This is a genomic window from Williamsia muralis NBRC 105860, from assembly GCF_001598915.1.
Taxonomy (GTDB): domain Bacteria; phylum Actinomycetota; class Actinomycetes; order Mycobacteriales; family Mycobacteriaceae; genus Williamsia; species Williamsia muralis.
The window spans coordinates 67,616-86,547 of record NZ_BDAP01000005.1 but is presented as its reverse complement, the minus strand read 5'-3'; the positions used below and the strand labels follow the sequence as shown (position 1 = coordinate 86,547).

Annotated in this window: 16 protein-coding genes and 1 tRNA gene; 2 read left to right on the top strand and 15 right to left on the bottom strand. The window is 62.6% G+C overall.

All coding sequences use genetic code 11. The features are described 5' to 3' along the window. Positions 1-17: 17 nt before the first annotated feature. The 12 genes from WIMU1_RS18355 to WIMU1_RS18300 form a co-directional block, all read right to left on the bottom strand. The gene (locus tag WIMU1_RS18355) at positions 18-800 is read right to left on the bottom strand and encodes an SDR family oxidoreductase (RefSeq protein ID WP_062799352.1); all 783 of its coding nucleotides are present in this window, start codon (positions 798-800) and stop codon (positions 18-20) included. Positions 801-838: 38 nt separating this feature from the next. Further along, complete coding sequence (locus WIMU1_RS18350; RefSeq protein WP_062799350.1) at positions 839-1,582, bottom strand: SDR family oxidoreductase; 744 nt, start codon at positions 1,580-1,582, stop codon at positions 839-841. After that, positions 1,579-2,376 (bottom strand): alpha/beta fold hydrolase, encoded by a 798-nt coding sequence (locus WIMU1_RS18345; protein ID WP_062799348.1) that lies wholly within the window; start codon positions 2,374-2,376, stop codon positions 1,579-1,581. Before WIMU1_RS18345 ends, WIMU1_RS18350 begins: the two co-directional genes overlap by 4 nt. Continuing rightward, entirely contained in the window at positions 2,373-3,371 is a 999-nt protein-coding gene (locus WIMU1_RS18340; RefSeq protein ID WP_062799800.1) for a VOC family protein, read from the bottom strand. Before WIMU1_RS18340 ends, WIMU1_RS18345 begins: the two co-directional genes overlap by 4 nt. Before the next feature lie 11 nt (positions 3,372-3,382). Further along, entirely contained in the window at positions 3,383-4,336 is a 954-nt protein-coding gene (locus WIMU1_RS18335; RefSeq protein WP_062799345.1) for a PDR/VanB family oxidoreductase, read from the bottom strand. A 55-nt stretch (positions 4,337-4,391) separates the two neighbouring features. Next, the gene (locus WIMU1_RS18330) at positions 4,392-4,910 is read right to left on the bottom strand and encodes a cupin domain-containing protein (protein WP_030173083.1); all 519 of its coding nucleotides are present in this window, start codon (positions 4,908-4,910) and stop codon (positions 4,392-4,394) included. 44 nt (positions 4,911-4,954) lie between these two features. After that, on the bottom strand, positions 4,955-5,323 hold the full coding sequence (locus WIMU1_RS18325) for a RidA family protein (protein WP_062799343.1): 369 nt from the start codon (positions 5,321-5,323) through the stop codon (positions 4,955-4,957). Then, positions 5,320-6,867 carry an aldehyde dehydrogenase gene (locus tag WIMU1_RS18320; RefSeq protein WP_062799341.1) on the bottom strand — a complete coding sequence of 516 codons (1,548 nt, stop codon included), beginning with the start codon at positions 6,865-6,867 and terminating at the stop codon, positions 5,320-5,322. The genes WIMU1_RS18325 and WIMU1_RS18320 overlap by 4 nt, the downstream gene beginning before the upstream one ends. A 240-nt stretch (positions 6,868-7,107) precedes the next feature. Further along, positions 7,108-7,632 (bottom strand): MarR family winged helix-turn-helix transcriptional regulator, encoded by a 525-nt coding sequence (locus WIMU1_RS18315; protein WP_062799340.1) that lies wholly within the window; start codon positions 7,630-7,632, stop codon positions 7,108-7,110. 379 nt (positions 7,633-8,011) lie between these two features. Next, positions 8,012-11,815: a 5'-methylthioadenosine/S-adenosylhomocysteine nucleosidase gene (locus WIMU1_RS18310; protein ID WP_062799339.1), complete on the bottom strand. Its 3,804-nt coding sequence runs from the start codon at positions 11,813-11,815 to the stop codon at positions 8,012-8,014. Positions 11,816-12,843: 1,028 nt separating this feature from the next. Beyond that, the gene (locus tag WIMU1_RS26715) at positions 12,844-13,104 is read right to left on the bottom strand and encodes a hypothetical protein (protein WP_245968994.1); all 261 of its coding nucleotides are present in this window, start codon (positions 13,102-13,104) and stop codon (positions 12,844-12,846) included. 277 nt (positions 13,105-13,381) lie between these two features. Next, positions 13,382-13,458: transfer RNA gene (locus WIMU1_RS18300), tRNA-Leu, on the bottom strand. Between the two features lie 117 nt (positions 13,459-13,575). Here WIMU1_RS18300 and WIMU1_RS18295 point away from each other — a divergent pair. Beyond that, on the top strand, positions 13,576-14,205 hold the full coding sequence (locus WIMU1_RS18295) for an ANTAR domain-containing response regulator (protein WP_030173097.1): 630 nt from the start codon (positions 13,576-13,578) through the stop codon (positions 14,203-14,205). A 243-nt stretch (positions 14,206-14,448) separates the two neighbouring features. Beyond that, positions 14,449-15,798 carry an ABC transporter substrate-binding protein gene (locus tag WIMU1_RS18290; protein ID WP_062799798.1) on the top strand — a complete coding sequence of 450 codons (1,350 nt, stop codon included), beginning with the start codon at positions 14,449-14,451 and terminating at the stop codon, positions 15,796-15,798. Between the two features lie 183 nt (positions 15,799-15,981). Here the strand turns inward: WIMU1_RS18290 and WIMU1_RS18285 are convergent, their stop codons facing one another. From WIMU1_RS18285 to WIMU1_RS18275, 3 genes are read right to left on the bottom strand one after another with little or no spacing between them, the layout of a single operon-like run. Next, positions 15,982-16,830 (bottom strand): ABC transporter ATP-binding protein, encoded by an 849-nt coding sequence (locus tag WIMU1_RS18285; protein ID WP_023960758.1) that lies wholly within the window; start codon positions 16,828-16,830, stop codon positions 15,982-15,984. Next, a complete protein-coding gene (locus tag WIMU1_RS18280) occupies positions 16,827-17,948 on the bottom strand; it encodes an ABC transporter ATP-binding protein (RefSeq protein ID WP_062799337.1) in 1,122 nt (373 codons plus the stop codon). The genes WIMU1_RS18285 and WIMU1_RS18280 overlap by 4 nt, the downstream gene beginning before the upstream one ends. Further along, positions 17,941-18,930, bottom strand: coding sequence for a branched-chain amino acid ABC transporter permease (locus WIMU1_RS18275; RefSeq protein ID WP_023960754.1), 990 nt, complete (start codon positions 18,928-18,930; stop codon positions 17,941-17,943). Before WIMU1_RS18275 ends, WIMU1_RS18280 begins: the two co-directional genes overlap by 8 nt. Positions 18,931-18,932: the final 2 nt, after the last annotated feature.

Here is an 18,932-nt window from a genome sequence, read left to right as displayed (position 1 = left end):
GATGTTCGGTGAATGCGTCAGACGTAGCGGTGGACTCCGCCACCGACGTCGAGGGATGCTCCGGTCATGTAGCTGTTGCGCGGTGAGAGCAGTGTGGAGATGGGAAAAGCGAGTTCGTCGGCGGTTCCGAAACGACCGAGCGCGATCCTCCGGTCCTGCGCTATGTCAGCGCTCCAGGTGTCGAAGTCGACACCCGAACCGTTCTCCTGAAATCGACGTTGCCACTGCCCGGTGTCGACCAGGCCCAGCAGAACCGAGTTGACCCGGATGCCTTCGGGCGCGAGATCGTCTGCGAGGGAACGTGACAGGTTGAGCAGCGCGGCTCGGGCAGCTGCGGTGACGGCGAGCCGCAATTCGGGCTGACGCGACAAGATGGCGTTGACCATCACGATCGAACCCGCGTCGGACGCCGCCAACGCCTTTCGTGCCGCGCGGACCACGTTGAGAGCCCCGAAGATCTTGAGGTCGAACTCGTCTCGGACCTCGTCGTCGGTGGTCTCGTCGAGGGTGCGCATCAACGACTTGCCGGCATTACACACAACACCGTCGATTCCACCGAGTGAATCGATGGCGCGGCTGACGAAGGTGTTCACCGACCCTCTGTCGGTGACATCGCAGGCCGCCGTGACGACATCGGTAATCGCCGCCAGTTCGGCTGTCGCGGTGCGTAACCGGGATTCGTCGCGTGCACACAGGGCGAGCGTCGCACCTTCTGCCGCAAGCAGTCGTGCCGTCGCAAGCCCGATGCCGGAGCTGGCACCGGTGATCAGAATGCGGCGTCCCTTCAACTGCAGGTCCATCGGTTCTCCTTGTGGCGTATTTGTTCGTGTTGCCGGCGTCAGCGAAAGATGAATCCGCCGTCGACGACGATGGTTTGTCCGGTGACGAACGCGGCGTCGTCTGACAGCAGGAAGCGCACGACGCCGGCGACATCGTCGGGTGTTTGCTCGCGTGAGAGCGCGCGACCGTCGGCATAGGTCCGGTACCGCTCGTCGGGAACGGTTTCCGTCGCCTCGATACGAATCAGTCCGGGGGCCACTGCGTTGACTCGTACTCCGTACTCGCCGGCGTCGCGGGCCATGGATCGCGTCATGCCGATCACCGCCGCCTTTGACGACACGTAGTGCACCAGACGCGGCGAGCCGTACATGGCTACGTCAGAGGCGATGTTCACGACGGCGCCGCGAGCGGCAAGCAGTTGCGGCCACAGGTATTTGGTCACCGACCAGGTACCTCGAACGTTGACGTCGGTGACCCGGTCGAACTCGTCGTCGGCCAGCTCGAAGAAGGTCGCACCTCCGACACCGTCGGCGATCGCGGCATTGTTCACCAGGCCAACCAGGTGAGAGTCGAGACGCTCCAGCTCGTCGGCCAGGGCGCGGACGGACTCGACATCTCCGATGTCGGTGACGACGGCCGTCGCGAGGCCCCCGGCGGCGACGAGGTCTTCGGCTGCGGCATGCGCGGTGTCGGGATCACGTTCGGCGATCACCACGTGATGGCCCTCGCCGCAGAGCCGTCCGGCAATGGCTCGCCCCAGTCCGCGTCCGCCGCCGGTGACCACCACGGTCCCGGCGTTCACGGCAGCGTCCTGATGAACTCTGCGACCATGTCGGCGACGTTTTCCGGCTGTTCCTGGATGGCGACGTGACCGGCGTCGGGCAAGATGCGCAGCAGTGCGCCTGGGATGCGCTCGGCCAGCAATCGTGACTCGTCCACTCCGGTGACGACGTCGTGCTCACCAACGAGAATGAGTGTGGGGCAGGAAATGTTCTGCAGGTACGGCCCGTGGTCGGTTGCTGCCATGTACTCGGCTGCCGCCCGGAACCCGGGTAGCCGCAGGGCTGCCATCGAGTCGTGAACCTTGGTGACGATTGCGGGATCCGCACCGGGTGCGGTCAACCGTGGCGCTCTTTGCAACGCAACCGTCGCGCCGCCGACCGCCACGAATTCGTCAATGCGGCTCAACATCGCGGCGGCCTTCTCCGGCGTGGTGCCCGAGCCCCGGGTGCTGTCGATCAGGACAAGCCCCGCGGCCCGGTCCGGCCTACGAAGGGCCACCGCAGTGGCGACGACGCCACCCCAGGACGTGCCGAGCAGCACGACGGGGAGCGTTGGTGAGACCGCCTCGAGAAACTCGATGACTGTCGCCACCAGGTCTTCGCCGACCGACGGATCGGCAGACTCCCCGTATCCCGGCGCATCGAGGCACCACGATGAGAATCCCTGTGCTGCCAAGTTTTCGGCGACGGGTTCGCATGATCGGGCCGATCCACCGATCCCGTGCAACAACAGGGTCCGCGGAGCGTCGAGCGGGAGTTCTGCGGAGCGTTCGACAGCGTGCAGGCGCTCGCGGACCGCCGATGCGGTGGTCATGACGTGCCCACCGTCTGCAAGGCGCCGTAGAAATAGTCGGCGTCGCGGGCGGTCACCAGAGCTCGGGCGCCTGGGTCCGGTATTCCTGCCATCGCTGAACGGACGGTCGCGGTGGGGGGACCCGCCGTTCCCCACTGGTCGGACAGCTCGGCAGTTCGACGCCACGTGCGGCAGAGCCAGGCATCCTCGTCGATCTGCGCAACCTCTGAGGTGTACTCGCACACGAGGCCGGCAGGGTCGGTGAAGTACGAGAACGTGTTGTCACCGGGGCCGTGCCTGCCTGGCCCCCACTGTGGCGAAATGCCATGAGAGTGCAAGCTTCCGATGCCTCTCATGAAGTGGTCGATGGTAGGCATCTCGTAGGCGATGTGGTTGAGCGAAGCCCACGGTGCCTGATTGAGGGCGATGACGTGATGGTCGGAGTTGCATCGCAGGAACGTCATCTGGCGTTCCGACCAGTCCGAGATGCGCATCCCCAGCACCTGGGTGTAGAAGGCCGCGGTGCGCTCGATGTCGGTGGTGTTGAGGACGACGTGCGCGATCTTGCGGGGGACGGCCCTTCGGCCGGCTGGTTCCTGAGCGGAGACGGCGAACGTGTCGGCAGATAGTTCCACCACACGTCCCTCCGGATCGACCAATTGCAGGCCGTAGCCACCGCCCGCGTCGTCGAGCAGCCCCGGTGTGCGCAGCATCGGCACCCCGATTCGGTCGAGCGCTCGAGCGGCGTCGTCGACCTCGCGTGGCGTGCCGACGGCAAAGCTGATGTGGCCGAGCGCATTCGAATCACCTCGTCGCAGGTCGAGGACGTGATGGTCTGTGCCGGTGGCTCGTAGCCAGAACCGGTCGCCGTCCTCGTCCACTGTCGACAGGCCCCACACCTCGTGATAGAAATCGCGAGAGGCAGCGGGGTCGGGAACGCTGAGCGCGACGGAACGCAGACTGCGCAACGTGCACACCGGCGTGTCGGTGATTACCGGGAGTTGGGAGTAGAGCATGAGCACTCCTGTCAGAGGTCGAGTACGAGTTCGGCAGAGCGGCAGCGGGATACGCAAGGGAACATGGTCGTGTTCGCGGCGTGTTCGGACTCGCTGAGCAGGAAGTCGCGGTGGTCGACGTCGCCCTTGACAACGCCCACCTCGCACGTGCCGCAGATTCCTTCGGTGCAGGAACTCGGAACATCGACGCCTGCGTCGATCAGTGCATCGAGGACGGACACATCGGGACCCACCTGTAGCCGGGTCCCGCTGCGTTCGAGGACAACGTCGAATGCAGATTCGTCGACAGCGGGAGCGGCGGCAGGCGGCGCGGAGAATCGCTCGGTCCGCAGCGTGACACCGGTCGGCGTGACCGCTGCGACTGCGTCGAGCAGCGCTGCCGGCCCGCAGCAGTAGACCACCGCGCCGGGTCCGGCTGACCCGACAAACGACGCCAGGTCCGCAAGGCCGCCGTTCTCGTCGTCCGCATGAACGATCGACTGCCCCACGTGACCCGCCACCTCGTCGACAAAAGCCATGGAGGTCCTGGAGCGGCCCGCGTAGAGCATTTTCCACGCACTGCCGTCGTTGTTCAGCCTGCGCATCATTGCAACGATCGGGGTGATGCCGACGCCTCCTGCCACCAGCAGGTGTTCTTGCGCATCGGGGTCGAGCTCGAAAGCGTTGCGGGGGCCGTCGACCTCGATCAATGCACCTACGGACAGCTGATCATGAACGAGAGTGCTTCCGCCCCTTGACTGTTCGGCGCGCAGGACGGCGACTGTCCACAGCGTTGTGTCTGCGGGATCAGAGCACAGGGAATACTCGCGAACGAGACCGCCGGGCAGATGCAGGGCGATGTGTGCACCCGGTTCCCAAGAGGGCAGCGATGCACCAGCCGGGTCGACGAGCGTGATGCTGGTGACCCCGTCGGCTTCCCAGGTCTTCTGGTGTACGCGTAGCACTCGCGACGTCGGTTCGTGCATCGCCGTTCCTCTCGGTGTCGTTGGTCGGTGGGGTGGTCGGTGTGGCTACTCGGTGTCAGCGGGTGACGCCGAACATCTCCGAGCTCGGGGGATAGGTGGGCAACTGCGGCTTGGGAGCGCCGATGATCACGCAGAACAACGCGTCCGTGTCGCCGACATTGGCAAGGCTGCGGGGCACACCGGCGGGGACCCGGATCAGGTCCCGGTAGCCCAGCCGTCGCACGGCCTTCTTGGTGCCGTCTTCGACGTCATGCACCGCGACCTCGAGCTCACCCTCGAGGACAAAGAAGACCTCTTCGACATCGTGGTGGGTGTGTTCAGGGCCAACTGCCCCGGCGGGCAGGCGCATGTTGGAGAACGTGAAATGTTCGGACGGCAGCGTGCGATTGTCGCCGTCGTGATTGCCGGTCGCGCCAGAACCGATGTATCGAATCTGGGCACGCTTGAAGCGATCCCCGCCCTTGGCTGCCTGGAACCCGAGGGTGTCCCAGTCTTCGTATCGGGTGTCGCGGCTCGCAATGCAGGAGTCGATCTGCTGGTCGAGATCGGAGATGGTCTTTTCAGGGGCAGACATGATGTGTCCTTTCGGTGGGTGTAGACAAGGGGTTTCGGTAGGGCTCAGGAGCGGTGTGCGATGGCTTCGATCTCGACCGTGGCGCCGTAGGGCAACGCAGCGACCTCGACGAATGACCGGGCCGGGCGCGGCGCATCGAAGATGTTCTCGTAGTGGAGATTTGCGGCATCCCGCAGAGACACGTCTGTCACGAAGTAGGTGGTCTTGACCACGTCGTCGAGCGTCATGTCGATGGTTGCGAGTCGTTCGGACAGTCTGGCGACGGCGGCGTCGAGTGCGGGCTCCACGCCGGCAACCGCGCGCCCGTTCTCGTCGACGGACAGTGCGCCCGAGACGAATCCGAAACCGGCGACGGCGAAAGCCGGACTGTACGGGTGCGCCGAACCGGTGCCGGTCTGGGTTGAGGTGGTCATGAACGAGCCCTTTCAATCGGAGCGCCCCAAGCGAGGGGAGCGTCGGTGAGGTCCAGATAGATGCTTTTCTGATCGGAGTAGTGGCGAATGGCGTCGCGTCCCTTCTCGACGCCCAGTCCGCTGTCACGAAGTCCGGTGAACGGGGTGGAGATGGAGAACTGTTTGTAGGTGTTCACCCAGACCGTGCCGGCGTTGATCGCGTCACCGATCCGCAACGCACGGCGGTAGTTCTCGGTCCAGATACCGCAGGCGAGCCCGTAAACGGTGTCGTTGGCTTGGGTGGTGACGTCGGCCTCGTCGTCGAACGGCATGATCGCGGCCACGGGGCCGAAGACTTCCTCCTGGCAGATGGCGTCCGCGTTGGTGACGTCGGTGAGGATGGTGGGTGGGTAGTAGCAGCCGTGCTCAAGCCGATCGTCTTGGGGCGGCGCACCGCCCAGACGTACACGGGCGCCGGCCGCGACGGCAGCATCGACCATCGACGCGACCGAGTCGCGGTGCTGCGCCGAGATCATCGGTGCAACGGCGGTGTTCGGATCCGTTCCGGGGCCGAGGCGCAACTGTGCCGCCCGTTCGACGAGTTTGTCTGTGAAAGAATCGAAAATGCTGCGCTGCACGAAGACTCGGGATCCGGCAATGCAACTCTGGCCGCTGGAGGAGAAGATGCCGAACAGCACTCCCTGGATCGCCCGTTCGGTGTCGGCGTCCTCGAAGACGATGGTGGGTGATTTGCCGCCGAGTTCGAGGGTGATGGGCATGAGCTTGTCGGCGGCGATGTGGGCCAGGTGCCGTCCCGTCGAAGTTCCACCCGTGAAGCTCACTTTCGCCACGTCCGGGTGGCGCACCAGCGCTTCGCCGACGGTCCGTCCGGGGCCCGGAAGCACCGACAGCACGCCGGGAGGTAGTCCGGCTTCCTCGCACAGGCGCGCCAGGAGCAGCGTCACCCAGGGTGCCCACACCGGCGGCTTGCTGATGACGGCGTTACCGGCGGCCAGAGCGGGCGCAAACTTCTGCGCGTCTGAGGCAATCGGTGAGTTCCATGGCGTGATCGCTCCGACCACGCCCATCGGCCGATGGATCGACATCGTCAGCCACGGCCCACGGGGCGTCGTCAGCGCGCCGTCCATGGTTTCCAGCGCCGCGGCCATATATCGAAAAGTGTTGGCAGCACTGGTTGCAAGTGCTCGCGTCTCGGTCAATGTCTTGCCGGTGTCGAGCGTCTGCAACGCAGCGATCCGTTCGCGGGCGTCGTCGATTGCGTTGCCGATCCGGTGCAAGACGGCCGCCCGCTCGTGCGGGAGCATGGTCGACCAACCGCTCGTGCGCGCTGCTGAAAGACCCTCGCGGACTGCGACATCAACGGTATCGGTGGTTGCTGCGTGCAGGGTTGCGAACACCCTGCCGGTCGCCGGGTCTACCGACTGGATCAGTTCGCCTTGTCCGCGCTCCCACTTACCGGCGACGTAGATCCGGTCGATGAGATCAGGTGCGGGATCGTGGGCGGCAGGTGCCGGGTTGCGCGGGGCGCTCACTGCGAGTGTCATGCGGTGTCCGTTCCGACGGGTTAGACGTCCGGCGCGTGTGCGCCGTATGCGCAACTATCTTTGCGCTAAGATAGTTGTAATCCCTTAGCGCTAAGAGGTCAACGCCAGAACGCCCAGCGTAGGGCTTTGTAGCGGCAGATTTACACGCCCGAAATCAGCGAGACGCAGGTCACACGGGGTGTGGTGGCGATCACTTGGTCGCGAAAAAAGTTTGAGAAAGTTCGTCAGACGGGGCTTGAATCAGCCGGGAAAACCAGAATCCGCGCTGTCGTCGTGCGCCACCGAGCGGGCCGAGGTCTCGAGTTTGGTCAGGAGTGAGGCCAACGTGGAGGCTTCGTCCTCGGTGAGCTGACCAAGCATGGAATGGAGTTTGGCGAAGTGTTCCTCGGCAACCCTGTCGACGAGGGCGGCTCCCGCCGGTGTGAGTTCGACGTACACGACCCGGGCGTCGCCGGCGTCTTTGGAACGAGTGACCAAGCCGGCATCCTCGAGCCGTTTGACCCGAAGCGACAACCCGCCCGTGGTGACCAGCGTCTGTTCTGCGAGTTGACCCGCGGTCAATCGGTGATGTGGCACCGAACGCCTCAGGCACGCCAGTACATCGAAACCGGAGTCGGTGATGTGGTGTTTGTCGAAGGTCTCGGAGATCTCGCTCTTGTAGATGAGGAAGCTCCGGTGGAGTCGACCGAAAACCTTCAGCGCCGAAACATCGAGTTCCGGGCGGGCAATCGCCCAGTGCGACACGATGACATCGACTCCGTCCATGATGCATGGACACTACCCGCATCGGTGACGGCTCGGCCGGTGGCACGGCCGGAGTCGGGGAGGTTCTCGGCTCGGCCGAGACTGCTGACATCCGCCGGCACGTTCCAGTCGCTTGCTTAGACCTGAGCGTACGAAGCTCCATGGGAGCGCGGGTAGCAATCTTCGACAAGTACCTTGCTGCGTGGTGCCCCCGGCCAGACTCGAACTGACACTGGACGGGTTTTGAACTTGCGGGAGCGGAAGGTTGCTAGCTGGTGGTGTTGTTGGCGGTTGTGAATTATTAAGTGGGGAGCGGTATTAGTGTTTACTGGTGGTGGTCGTATGTGACTGTGTTCACGGTGCCTGCATACCCTCTGCACACCCGATCGATCCTCCGTTCCTATTCGACTAGGGTCGGCTCCCAAATCCGCAGTCCGTCGTGTGTAAAGGCTAGGTAGCCTCGTATGCGTTCGTTCTCGTGACGGCCGCGGACAACTCCGGCGCGCTGGGGAACGAAAAAGGCATCCACCCCGGAAACCTCCGCAGTACCTGCCTGAGGCCCGCGTATCTTCTTAATGCGCGCCTCGACAATTCGGAGCCGCGACGTGTCTGCCCAGAAATCGAGAGCTGGGTCCCATTGGCCTAGCTCAGAATGGTGCACAAGCGACGCCATGCCCATCCCATCGCCGTACCAGTCGACTGACCGTGTTCGAGTGCCTTCGCTCCTCGCCAACTCCGCACTCCTGCGGGCGTGCTTAGCGGCGTTCGCAACTGAGGTGGGTAGTCCAGCGAGCACATCGAGCGAGTAGGCGACGAACGAGCAGTACTCGGCATCCAGGCAAGGGTTCGACTCCCGCCAGTACGCGAGGACTTCCTTAACTCGCTCGTGGGACACGGCTGGGTTTTTCAGTCGGACCGCGCGCCACCACGCTAACGCATCGGATGAGGTGTAACCGTCTACTGTGAGATTCTCATCGAGTAGTGCGACCACACGGTTAACGTCCTTGGCAGGCAGTGCTCGCCAATTTCGGTCTACACGTGCGAGGTAGGTCCAAACCAGTTGGCGACGGACGATCGCTAGTGGGACGGTTCCCTTCTGAAGCAGAGAGTCTAAGAGTTGGAGTGATTTTGAGAAGTCGCCATACATGCGTTTAAGCTTGGCGCGCTCCGTCTGCTCGAAGCCGCTCGGCTTTCTCGGGTCGCCTCGATAGCGCAGCGTCGACATTAGGTCTTCGGCTTTTTCCACGCTTGAAACGACGAGCTGGTGCGGAGCGTTCCTGAGATAGCTAGATAGAGAACTCTCTCGTATCGCGTGCTCGACTATCTTGACTCTCATTTGGATCTCGCTAACGAAGCCGTGATCTTTAGTGCTCGCTGCCAGGTCTCGGGAAATTTCGAACTCCCTTGAGGCGTCATCGACCCACGGCGACAGCTCATCTAGCGACACATTCCTCCCGAGGCCGTCGTAAACTCGTGACCGGTAAACCATGCCCAGGATGTGGTGCAACGTGGAGCTATCTGGAGAGAGAGCACTCGCACGTTTCGCGTATGTCTCTGCTGTCTGGAAATGTGCCATGCGAAAGGCGTAGTAACGGGCCGTGTGTGCCCACACGTGCGGATTGTCTGGTTGACGATCCGCGAGGTACTTCAATAGCTCGGAAGCTCCATCTCTCGACGGAATTTTCTCGATAAGGCGGGCGAAACTCTCCCGGTTCACCCCGGGTTGTGCGGCGTCGTCGTCACGCTCAGTAAAGACGCTTGCGATGAGCTGATGCATTGCGTCATCATCATCTCCGTCGAGACAGAAGTCCGCGAAGACACGACCCCACCCCGACAACGCCTGCGTCCAGAGATTGTGACCGCCGCCTAGCTGGCGGAGGATCTCTTCTGCCACGAGCGGATGGGTCGTCCGCCACTGACCTTCTTCTGACCGCCAGAGCAGCCCGCGCAGTTCAGGGGCAAGAATGCGCGCGAAGCCACCCGAACGGGATGGCGGAAGCCCGACGATGCGGGCGAGCGCGTATTCAGGAACCGGGGATTGTCCGAAATAGTAGGCGATGCTGCATACCAGCATGACTTCGCGCTGTGCACCCTCTACGCCTGCCAATCGACCTCGGACGAAGGGTTCGATTCCCTGGAAGTTCTCTTCGAAAGCCGCGAGACCGAAGTAGAACGCATTTCGCCGATGGTCGTTGTAGCCGGCGATTGTTTGTAAGGTCTTTAGTGCAGCGAAATTCTTTGCGCTGTACTTGTCTACGAAATCCTGCGCCTCGGTATCACTGAGAACCTCTGCGATATAGGGTGAGGAGGACGCTGCTGAGGGTGGGCTGTAGGCGCGGGATACGGCTAGTACGACTGCGGGCAGCGAGACCGAGTGGAGCTCGTTCATAAACGCGGCGATTTGGTCATCGCGAACGTCTGGGGCTTCGGCTACGACCAAGACGGCGTGTTTAGTTTGACGACTCAACGACTCGATTCGCCGGATCGTTTCCGCTTCTCTGAATCGGCGCAGGAATACGACTGGGAACTGGGTACGGATGTTGAATCCTATCCTTCGTGCAAGCGTCGATCCGCCTGCGCCCGGCGCATGAAACAGGTTGAGGCGTAATGTCCGGCGGCCACCGAGCATGCCGAGTAGCTGTTTCTGGATCGACGCCGCCTGGGCGCGGCTCACGTCCGCATTAGCGCCAAGCGCTGCGAGCGTGATTTCGCCCCCTCTGAGGAAGTCGAGAGTCCCGGCTTCCGCACCGGTACCGCCTGGCTCGGCGGTCCAGTAAATGGCTATGTCCTCCTCGATCCAGCTTGCGTCGACCGCAGATATTTCAACAAGCCCGCCGGCGCCGGGGAGCATGCGAGCGGTCGACGCCCGGTCGAGAGGGATGATCGCGGATAGAGCTGTTGCCAATTCGGCTGGGCGCAGTGCGAGTCGGAAGTCCGATTCGACAGACCGGCCGGTTCCGAGCATCCCGACGTATGCGCGTTCCCCGAACTCCGTCAGCAGGTCGTCCACCAGCGCACCGCACCACCCGTCCCACGTGCCGTCATTGTCGTCCGTTACGAGAATCGTGATACGGCGTCCGCCGATAGCGGAGGCGAATGTGGCAAGGCACGTTCGCCATGTTCGACGGACGTTGCGAGTCCACTTATGGAGATCTGTTATCGGGTGGTCTAGACCTTGCACACTCACCCAAGCAGACGAGCTTGTACCGAACGGGGGCGGGTTTTCCGGGGAACCCAGGTGAACGGCCCTACGAGTCTCAAGGTCAGAACGTGTTCTCGCGAGAAGCCCTCCCTCGTCGGACCTGGGATTGAGATCGATGACCAGCGAGATCGGCAGCCCACTGGCGACCACTGCTTCTGCGTGGGCCGAAGCTGGGACCGCGATCAAGATATAGCACTCGGTGGGAGAAGGCAGCGGAAGTCCAGCAGCCAGGAGATCCGACGTCAGATCCTCGACGGGTACCCCGGCTTGCGCGACGGCATTCCAAGCCTCGATGAGTCGAACCGTGGTCTCGCGAGCATGCTCGATGGCACGTTCCTGCCCGCCTTCGGCATCGGTCTCGGACTTGTTGGAAATGAGGTCGGAGATGCCGCGGACTACGAAGTGATCGGCTGTAACATCGGCGCGGTCGATGGCACTGAGAACCGCTGCCCCTTCCATCTCGACGGCGAGTGAATCGCCCCCGAGAGCGCGAATCCGCTCAAGTTCAATGGAATTAATGTCGGCTACTACCTTGTCGCCGCTTGCGAGTGCCCCAATGAAAAGGCGATATTCACTGGGGGAGAAGTTCGCCCGGAGCTTTCGAGCGATGCTTAGGAGTTTCGACGGTATGGTGCGAGTGTCGGGTCTCGCTTGAAACTGTCCGTCTGCGACCTTTCCAATCTCATACGGGTAGACTTTGTCAACGACTACGACGTCTCCTATCCTTACATCCTTAATTCCACCGGCGATTCCGACGAAGACTACGAGGGCGGGCTGATAGGTTTCGACAGCCTTGAGGGTGGCCATGGCCGAAATGGTCAGCCCCATGCCGACCTCAACGAGTGCTGAACTTAGGCTGCGTCCGTCGACCTCAATTCGTCCTCGAATCGCCGGATCGCTGTGGCGTGCATCTGGGGTCGCGTCGACTAACAACGACTTCAGGCACTCCCATTCGACCTGGACAGCGCAGAGCAACAGAACGTCAACGCCGTCGATCTCCATGGATCCTCCGAATTCGTCCTGCGGCTTACTTTGCAAAGTAGGGCGGGATTGCTCCGTGCGTCTGGATCCCGGGGTGCCGGTACAGATCGTACCGAAATCGACTGGCAGTACGCATGAATCACTCGGGTTCATTCGTTCGAGGTACTTGGGAGGAATGCGCGTGGGCTAATGCCATGTTGGATGCCGATCCTCTCCGTGAACGCTCAATCGCGCGGTCGACGCGAAGCGTTGAGCAAGACCTAGTCAAGGCAGGGAAGCGTTGCAGCCTGGCAGTTGCGGTGGTGTCGAGGCGGCTGACGAAGGGAAGTTGGGTGACGTTGAGGGCCTGAATCGGTGGATTGGGCTCGTGCAGTCAGCAAAAAGGGGGGGGCAATCCCGGCGATGTAACGGACGGTACCGGCGCAGCGGGTTCCGCAGTCCGGGGGATTGTTTCCCATTGCTATGCCCAGCTCCATCTCTGGTGATCTGTGCAATCTCGATGTGCCGCAGGGCATTGTCCACATGGCGCATGGCTTGCTCGCTCCCCGGTGAACGACGTGACCGCCGACTAAGCGTCCGCGGTCATCGGTCCGCAACTTCCACTAGCGATGTCCCGTGTGGAGACGTGGGTATTCCTGCAAGTAGCAACTCAGTGCATTGTGTAGGTGCACCGCCAAGGCTGGTGAGGTTCTGAAATCCGTGAACGTGCAGTCGGATCAACGCAACTCTGACTGCACTGCGACTGTCGCAGTGAACCACCGTCGTAAGTACGGGTGCTCCTGGCGGAGCTGTGGTCGGTCAACAAGAGAGTTGACGTACCAGTTCGCCAGCCCATCCCATACAGCGATGTGCCGGCGGCGAGCAATGGCCGCCTAGCTGCTCAAACGCCCACTGGGCTTTGGCCGAGTTGCGGAGCTTCGAGGTGGTGACCCAGTTCGAGTCGTCGTCGATACCGCTGCGGGCGACAGGCACAAGGTGGTGATAGGCGGGAACACCTCGCAGAATCGAAGTAACTTTTGCTCATGTCCCAATTTGGATGAGCTGGAAAGTCATTGGGTAGCAAGATGGACAGCGACCGTAGCGCGCCCGGGGTGGACGAGCTGGGCGCCGCTGTACCGGTCGATGAATCCATCTCGATAGAACACCCGCAAACTTTTGCGCTCGGTGTATCTCCGCGCCACCTTCGTCGTCGGTACGAACGGGGACCCGGCGCGCAGGGTCGCGCTTGCGCGGGACGGGTCGTCGTTGCTCAGTGCTGCGCACGCATCGGCAACCACCCGTGCCTTTGTTGCGTCTGGTGGACGATCCATTCCCATCAGCCTGTCACGGCCGAGGGCGGCATTGCTCCGGATACCTACGAAGCTAGGACTCTCGAAAGGTAGCTGGCGTCCGCGGTGCCTACGGGGTGAGATATTGCCTGCGCAGCTGCGTACTAGTGCTCGAAGTTGCTGTTGCGTGTGTCGATGCGTCGCGCTGCGAACTGTGGGTGATTTGGCCGCCCGAAACGGGCTCTCGTCAAATCTTCTGGATACCCACTTCATACCGGGGTCTACTAGCAAGTCCTGCGCAAAGCTTTCAGCGGCTGCGTGGTGCCCCCGGTCAGACTCGAACTGACACTGGACGGGTTTTGAATCCGTTGCCTCTGCCAATTGGGCTACGGGGGCGCGTCGCAGACCACACTTTAGATGACGGGCCGGGCGCCGATCCAACCGGTACTGTTGCACCACATCACGGCGCTCGACTGCGCACGGGACGGCGATTTCAATGTGGAGGTGGGACCGATGGCAACGACGGACGCAAGTGCAGCTCAGGCCAAGGAGCCGGCAGCAACGGTCCGCCGTGTCCTGGTCGCCGAAGACGATTCCTTGATCCGGATGGACCTCATCGAGATGTTGCGCGAAGAGGGCTACGACGTGGTGGGGGAGGCTCCCAACGGTCAGGTGGCCGTAGAGCTCACCGAGGAGTTGCGGCCCGACCTCGTCATCATGGACGTGAAGATGCCCGTCCGCGACGGTATCGACGCGGCAGCGGAGATCGCCAGCAAACGGCTGGCGGCCGTCGTCATGCTGACCGCCTTCAGTCAGCGAGATTTCGTGGAAAAAGCCCGGGACGCCGGCGCGATGGCGTATCTGGTAAAACCCTTCACCAAAGCCGACCTGGTGCCGACTATCGAGGTCGCGGTGAGCCGGTACACCGAACTCAACGTCCTCGAACGCGATGTCGCCGACCTCACCGAACGTCTTGAGATTCGCAAATTGGTGGAACGCGCAAAGGGCATCTTGATGGAGTCGCATTCGTTCAGCGAGCCTGATGCATTCAAGTGGATTCAGCGTGCGGCCATGGATCGCCGCACCACGATGAAAGCAGTGGCCGAAGTGGTCATCGAAACCCTCGGCAACAAGGCCAAATAAGCGCTCTGTCAGGCGTTTCCGTCGCGGCCGAGACGGTTCGGTGCCCCGCCGGTGCAGACGCGCCGAAGCGCCGGCCGGACAACCGTGTTTCAAATCGGTCACGGCCAGGCTGCAGGTGCTCTCCAGTTTCACGAACGTTACTCGCGGGCAACACGATGGCGCTAGCTTTACCCAAGCGAGTGGCGGTCGTATGCGTCGTAGAAGACGCGCCGCGCTCGGTGGTTTACCGCGAGGAGAATGTTGATGTCCCACAGATATCTCTTGAGGGGAACGATTGCCGCGGCGGTTTCCGTCATGGCAATTGCCGGCTGTAGTTCAGACGATTCTGACGACACGGCGACGACCGGAGGCGCGACCGGTGCATCCGCGTCTTCGTCCACGGAGGCAACAACCAACACCGACTGTGGTGAGAACGCCGACAAGGCGACGCCAGGACCGGTCAGCACGGCCCCCCTGAAGATCGGCACGCTGCTTCCCGCCACGGGAAGCCTGGCGTTCCTCGGACCGCCTGAGTTCGCAGGCGTCAAGCTCGCCGTGCAGGACGTGAATACGGCAGGCGGCGTACTCGACCAGCCGGTTCAGCAAATTGACGGTGACTCCGGAGACACCACGACCGACACCGCCAACGCCACCGTGGACCGCGAGCTCGCAGCCGGCACCCAGGTGATCGTCGGCGCTGCATCCTCGTCGGTGTCGCTGAAGGTCATCGACAAGATCAGCAACGCCGGGGCAGTAATGTTCTCGCCGGCCAACACATCCGATGAGTTCACCTGCTACGCAGACAAGGGTCAGTACTTCCGTACCGCTCCTGCCGACACCCTGCAGGCCCAGGCGCTTGCACAGGTCATGGCCGAGGGCGGCGTGCAGCGTGTCGCCATCCTGGCGATGAACGACCCGTACGGCACCGGTCTGGCCAAGAACACCGTCTCCGATCTCGAGGCCGCGGGCATCCCGGCCGACCAGATCAAGACGATCATCTACGACCCCAACGCGCAGTCGTTCAACGCCGAGGTCGACCAGGTCAAGAACTTCAATCCTGACGGCATCGCCGTCATCGGATTCGAGGAGAGCGCCAAGATCATCACCCGCATGAACGAGGTGAAGATCGGACCGAAGGACAAGCTCGTCTTCGGTGTCGACGGCAACATGGGCAACGCCCTGGGTGAGTCGGTCGGTCCAGGCATCCTCGAGGGGATGAAGGGCACCACGCCGCTGACCAACGTCGGCCCGCAGTTCGAGGCCCGTCTGAAGTCCGCCGACCCGGCACTGATCGACTTCAACTACGCCGGTGAGAGTTACGACGCGGTGGTCATCTCCGCGCTCGCCGCCGAAGTGGCGAAGTCGACCAACGGCCGTTCGATCGCAGCGAACATCAACGCCGTGACCGAGGGTGGCACCAAGTGCAAGACGTTCCAGGAATGCCTCCCGCTGGCCAAGGCCGGTACCGACCTCGACTACGACGGTGTCACAGGCGAATTGGCCTTCGTCACCGCCGGTGAGCCGTCGGTTGGTTCGTACGGTGTACTCGAGTTCGATGGCAGCAACAAGTTGATCACCCCTGTCGCCGACTACAAGGTCGTCAAGGGCAACTGATCACCTCGCAGAGGTGAATGCACAACACTGAGAAAGGCCCGGGTCGCGAGACCCGGGCCTTTCTGCTTGCGCTGATTGATGAGACCCGGTCCGCACGCCACGCAGACAACGTATTTCGCCGAAACCAGAACGATCCGCCCCGGTCAACCGGAGCGGATCGTTGCGTGAAGCCTCTGAGTCGAGCTACTTCTTTTCGGCGCTTCCTGCCAGCGTCCCGAGATACAGCTCGATGATCTTCGGATCGTTCGCGAGGTTGGTGCCGGTGTCGGTATAGGCGTTGCGTCCCTGATCGAGCACGTAGCCACGATCGCAGATCTGCAGGCAACGTCGGGCGTTCTGCTCCACGAGGATCACCGAGACGCCGGTGGCGTTGATCTTCTTGATCCGGATGAACACCTCGTCCTGGAACATCGGGGACAATCCGGCCGACGGCTCGTCGAGCAGCAGTACCGAAGGTTCCATCATCAGAGCCCGGCCCATGGCCACCATCTGACGTTCGCCACCGGACAGCGCTCCGGCCTTCACCTTGCGGCGTTCGGAGAGCAAGGGGAACAGTTCGGACACGAAGGCGAAGCGCTCGTTGAACTTCTTGGGACGCAGATAGATTCCCATCTCGAGGTTCTCTTCGATGGTGAGGGCAGGGAAGACGTTCTGGGTCTGCGGGACGTAACCCACACCCTTGGTGACCAGCACGTGCGCCTTGGCCGAGGTGATGTTGTCTCCGCGGAGCGTCACCGCTCCGACCCGCACCGGGATCAGCCCGAACAGGGTCTTGAGCAACGTCGATTTACCGGCGCCGTTGGGCCCGATGATCCCGACGATCTCACCGTCGTCGAGGTAGAAGTTGCACTCCTCGAGGATGTTGATACCCGGTAGATAGCCGGCGGTGATGTCATCGGCGCGCAGCAGTGCGTTGGCGGCCAGCTTGCGGTGTTCCTCAGGCGTGGCGGCCAATTCAGCGTGGCTGAGCCCGCCTGGCGCCGCGGTTGCGCCCGATGAGGTGGGCGATTTCGAGAGGTCCGGTCCACTCATGGTTTGTCCTTTTTTCCGTGCGAGGTGGACGGAGTGATGGGGTCGGGCTGCGACAGGTCTCCGCCGGCTTGGAGGGTTTCTTCGATCGCGGCCTCGACCTGCTCTGCCAGCACGGCGGTTTCGCCGACCGGGTTACCGTCCTCGTCGAACTCGAGCGCTTGATCGTGGTGGCCGCCCAGATACGCATCGACCACCGCCGGGTTGTCGCCGAGGCGGCCGGGGAGTGACTCGGCGATCACCTTGCCCTGTGCCATCACCACCACCCAGTCACTGATGTCGCGGATGACGTCCATGTCGTGTTCGACGAACACCACGGTCATACCCTCATCGCGCAACGCCTTGATGTGTTCGAGCAGGCTCTGGGTCAACGCCGGGTTCACCCCGGCCATCGGCTCGTCGAGCATGACGACCTCGGGATTGGTCATCAACGCGCGTGCCATCTCCAGCAACTTGCGCTGACCACCCGACAGCGAGCCCGCGTAGTCGTCGGCCTTGGCATCGAGCTTGAACCGCTTGAGTAATTCGTATGCACGCTCGGTGGTTTCGGCCTCCTGCTTGCGCCACGTCCACGGCGCCAACGCCTGCAGCATGTGCTCGCCGCTCTGGTGACGAGCACCGAGCCGCACATTGTCGAGTACCGACAATTTGGACAGCGCCTTGGTGAGCTGGAAGGTACGCACCATGCCGTTGCGGGCAACCCGGTGCGGCACAACCCTTCCCATGTGCTTGCCGTTGAGCGACCAGCTACCCGTGTCGGGCTTGTCGAACCCGGTGATCAAGTTGAAGAACGTGGTCTTGCCCGCCCCGTTGGGACCGATCAGACCTGTGATGCATCCGCGTTGGATCTCCAGGTGCTTCACATCGACGGCTTTGAGGCCACCGAATGTCCGGGTGATGTTGTCCACCGAGATGATCGGGTCGGGTTTGGCCGAACCTGGTTCGGCGGTGACACCAGCGAAGAGTTCGGCACGCTCGGCCGCGCTGAACGCCTTCAACTCGGCAAGAGTGGCCGGGGCAGCCTCGGTCACCAGGGTCGAGGCATCCACCCCGATGCCGGGTTCGGAGGCCGATCCGGGACCGTCGGGACCGGGGGGCTGTGTGTGACGTCCGTCAGGCATCGAGCTGGACCTCTCGCTTGTTACCGAGGATTCCTTGCGGTCTGAAGACCATCATCAGGGCTATCGCCAATCCCAACAAGACGTAACGGGTGGCGCCGACCTGCTGCTGCGTCATCTCGAACCAGGGGTCGGGGCCGGACGTGACCTGACGCAGCAAGGCGTCGGGGATGGCCAGCAGGAACCAGAACAGCATCGCGCCGACAACCGGCCCGAATACCGTGGCGGCGCCGCCGAGAATCAAAGCTCCGTAGGCGAAGAAGGTCTGCGCCGTGGAGTAGAAGTCGGGGTTGATCGACTGGGTCTGCAGCGCGTTGTACACACCCGCCACGCCACCGATGCAACCACCGAGCACCAGGGCCTGCATCTTGTAGAAGTAGGCATTCTTACCCAGCGACCGGGCGGCGTCCTCGTCCTCACGAACAGCCTTGAGGACGCGACCCCAGGGACTGCGCACGAGCAGCCACACCAGGAGACAGAGCAACAGCACGATCGCCCAGCCGACCACCATCGCCCAGAGGTCGGTGCCCTGGAACTTGACGCCGAAGAACGAGTACTGCTTGCCGTTGTCGAACGGGCTGTAGTCGAAGAACCCGTCCGCGTATCCGAAGATGCCGTTGGTCGAGTGCGTCAGGTCGTCGGAGGCGGTGGACCGGAAGACCAGTCGCAAGATCTCCGACGCCGCGATCGTCACGATGGCCAGATAGTCGGCCCGTAATCGAAGCGTGGGCAAACCGAGCACAAGGGCCAAGATCGCGGCGGCGACGATGCCGACGATCGCACCCACCCACAGCGGCTGGTCGTAGTTGTCGGCCATGATGCCGACGCCGTAGGCGCCGAGCAGGGCGAAGCCGATCTGACCGAAGTTGAGCAACCCGGCGTAGCCGAAGTGCAGGTTCAGCCCGATCGCCAGCAGCGCATAGAAAACCGCTGAAGGACCGATCAATTGGGCAAACGAGGTCTGAAGTGCAGAGATGAGATCCATGA

Coding starts and splice junctions, on each gene's coding strand:
- WIMU1_RS18330 (WP_030173083.1), bottom strand. CDS start 4,910: ATGTCTGCCCCTGAAAAGACCATCTCCGATCTCGACCAGCAGATCGAC.
- WIMU1_RS18345 (WP_062799348.1), bottom strand. CDS start 2,376: ATGACCACCGCATCGGCGGTCCGCGAGCGCCTGCACGCTGTCGAACGC.
- WIMU1_RS18340 (WP_062799800.1), bottom strand. CDS start 3,371: ATGCTCTACTCCCAACTCCCGGTAATCACCGACACGCCGGTGTGCACG.
- WIMU1_RS18285 (WP_023960758.1), bottom strand. CDS start 16,830: ATGAGTGGACCGGACCTCTCGAAATCGCCCACCTCATCGGGCGCAACC.
- WIMU1_RS18355 (WP_062799352.1), bottom strand. CDS start 800: ATGGACCTGCAGTTGAAGGGACGCCGCATTCTGATCACCGGTGCCAGC.
- WIMU1_RS18275 (WP_023960754.1), bottom strand. CDS start 18,930: ATGGATCTCATCTCTGCACTTCAGACCTCGTTTGCCCAATTGATCGGT.
- WIMU1_RS18290 (WP_062799798.1), top strand. CDS start 14,449: ATGTCCCACAGATATCTCTTGAGGGGAACGATTGCCGCGGCGGTTTCC.
- WIMU1_RS18310 (WP_062799339.1), bottom strand. CDS start 11,815: ATGGAGATCGACGGCGTTGACGTTCTGTTGCTCTGCGCTGTCCAGGTC.
- WIMU1_RS18295 (WP_030173097.1), top strand. CDS start 13,576: ATGGCAACGACGGACGCAAGTGCAGCTCAGGCCAAGGAGCCGGCAGCA.
- WIMU1_RS18325 (WP_062799343.1), bottom strand. CDS start 5,323: ATGACCACCTCAACCCAGACCGGCACCGGTTCGGCGCACCCGTACAGT.
- WIMU1_RS18315 (WP_062799340.1), bottom strand. CDS start 7,632: ATGGACGGAGTCGATGTCATCGTGTCGCACTGGGCGATTGCCCGCCCG.
- WIMU1_RS26715 (WP_245968994.1), bottom strand. CDS start 13,104: ATGGATCGTCCACCAGACGCAACAAAGGCACGGGTGGTTGCCGATGCG.
- WIMU1_RS18335 (WP_062799345.1), bottom strand. CDS start 4,336: ATGCACGAACCGACGTCGCGAGTGCTACGCGTACACCAGAAGACCTGG.
- WIMU1_RS18280 (WP_062799337.1), bottom strand. CDS start 17,948: ATGCCTGACGGACGTCACACACAGCCCCCCGGTCCCGACGGTCCCGGA.
- WIMU1_RS18320 (WP_062799341.1), bottom strand. CDS start 6,867: ATGACACTCGCAGTGAGCGCCCCGCGCAACCCGGCACCTGCCGCCCAC.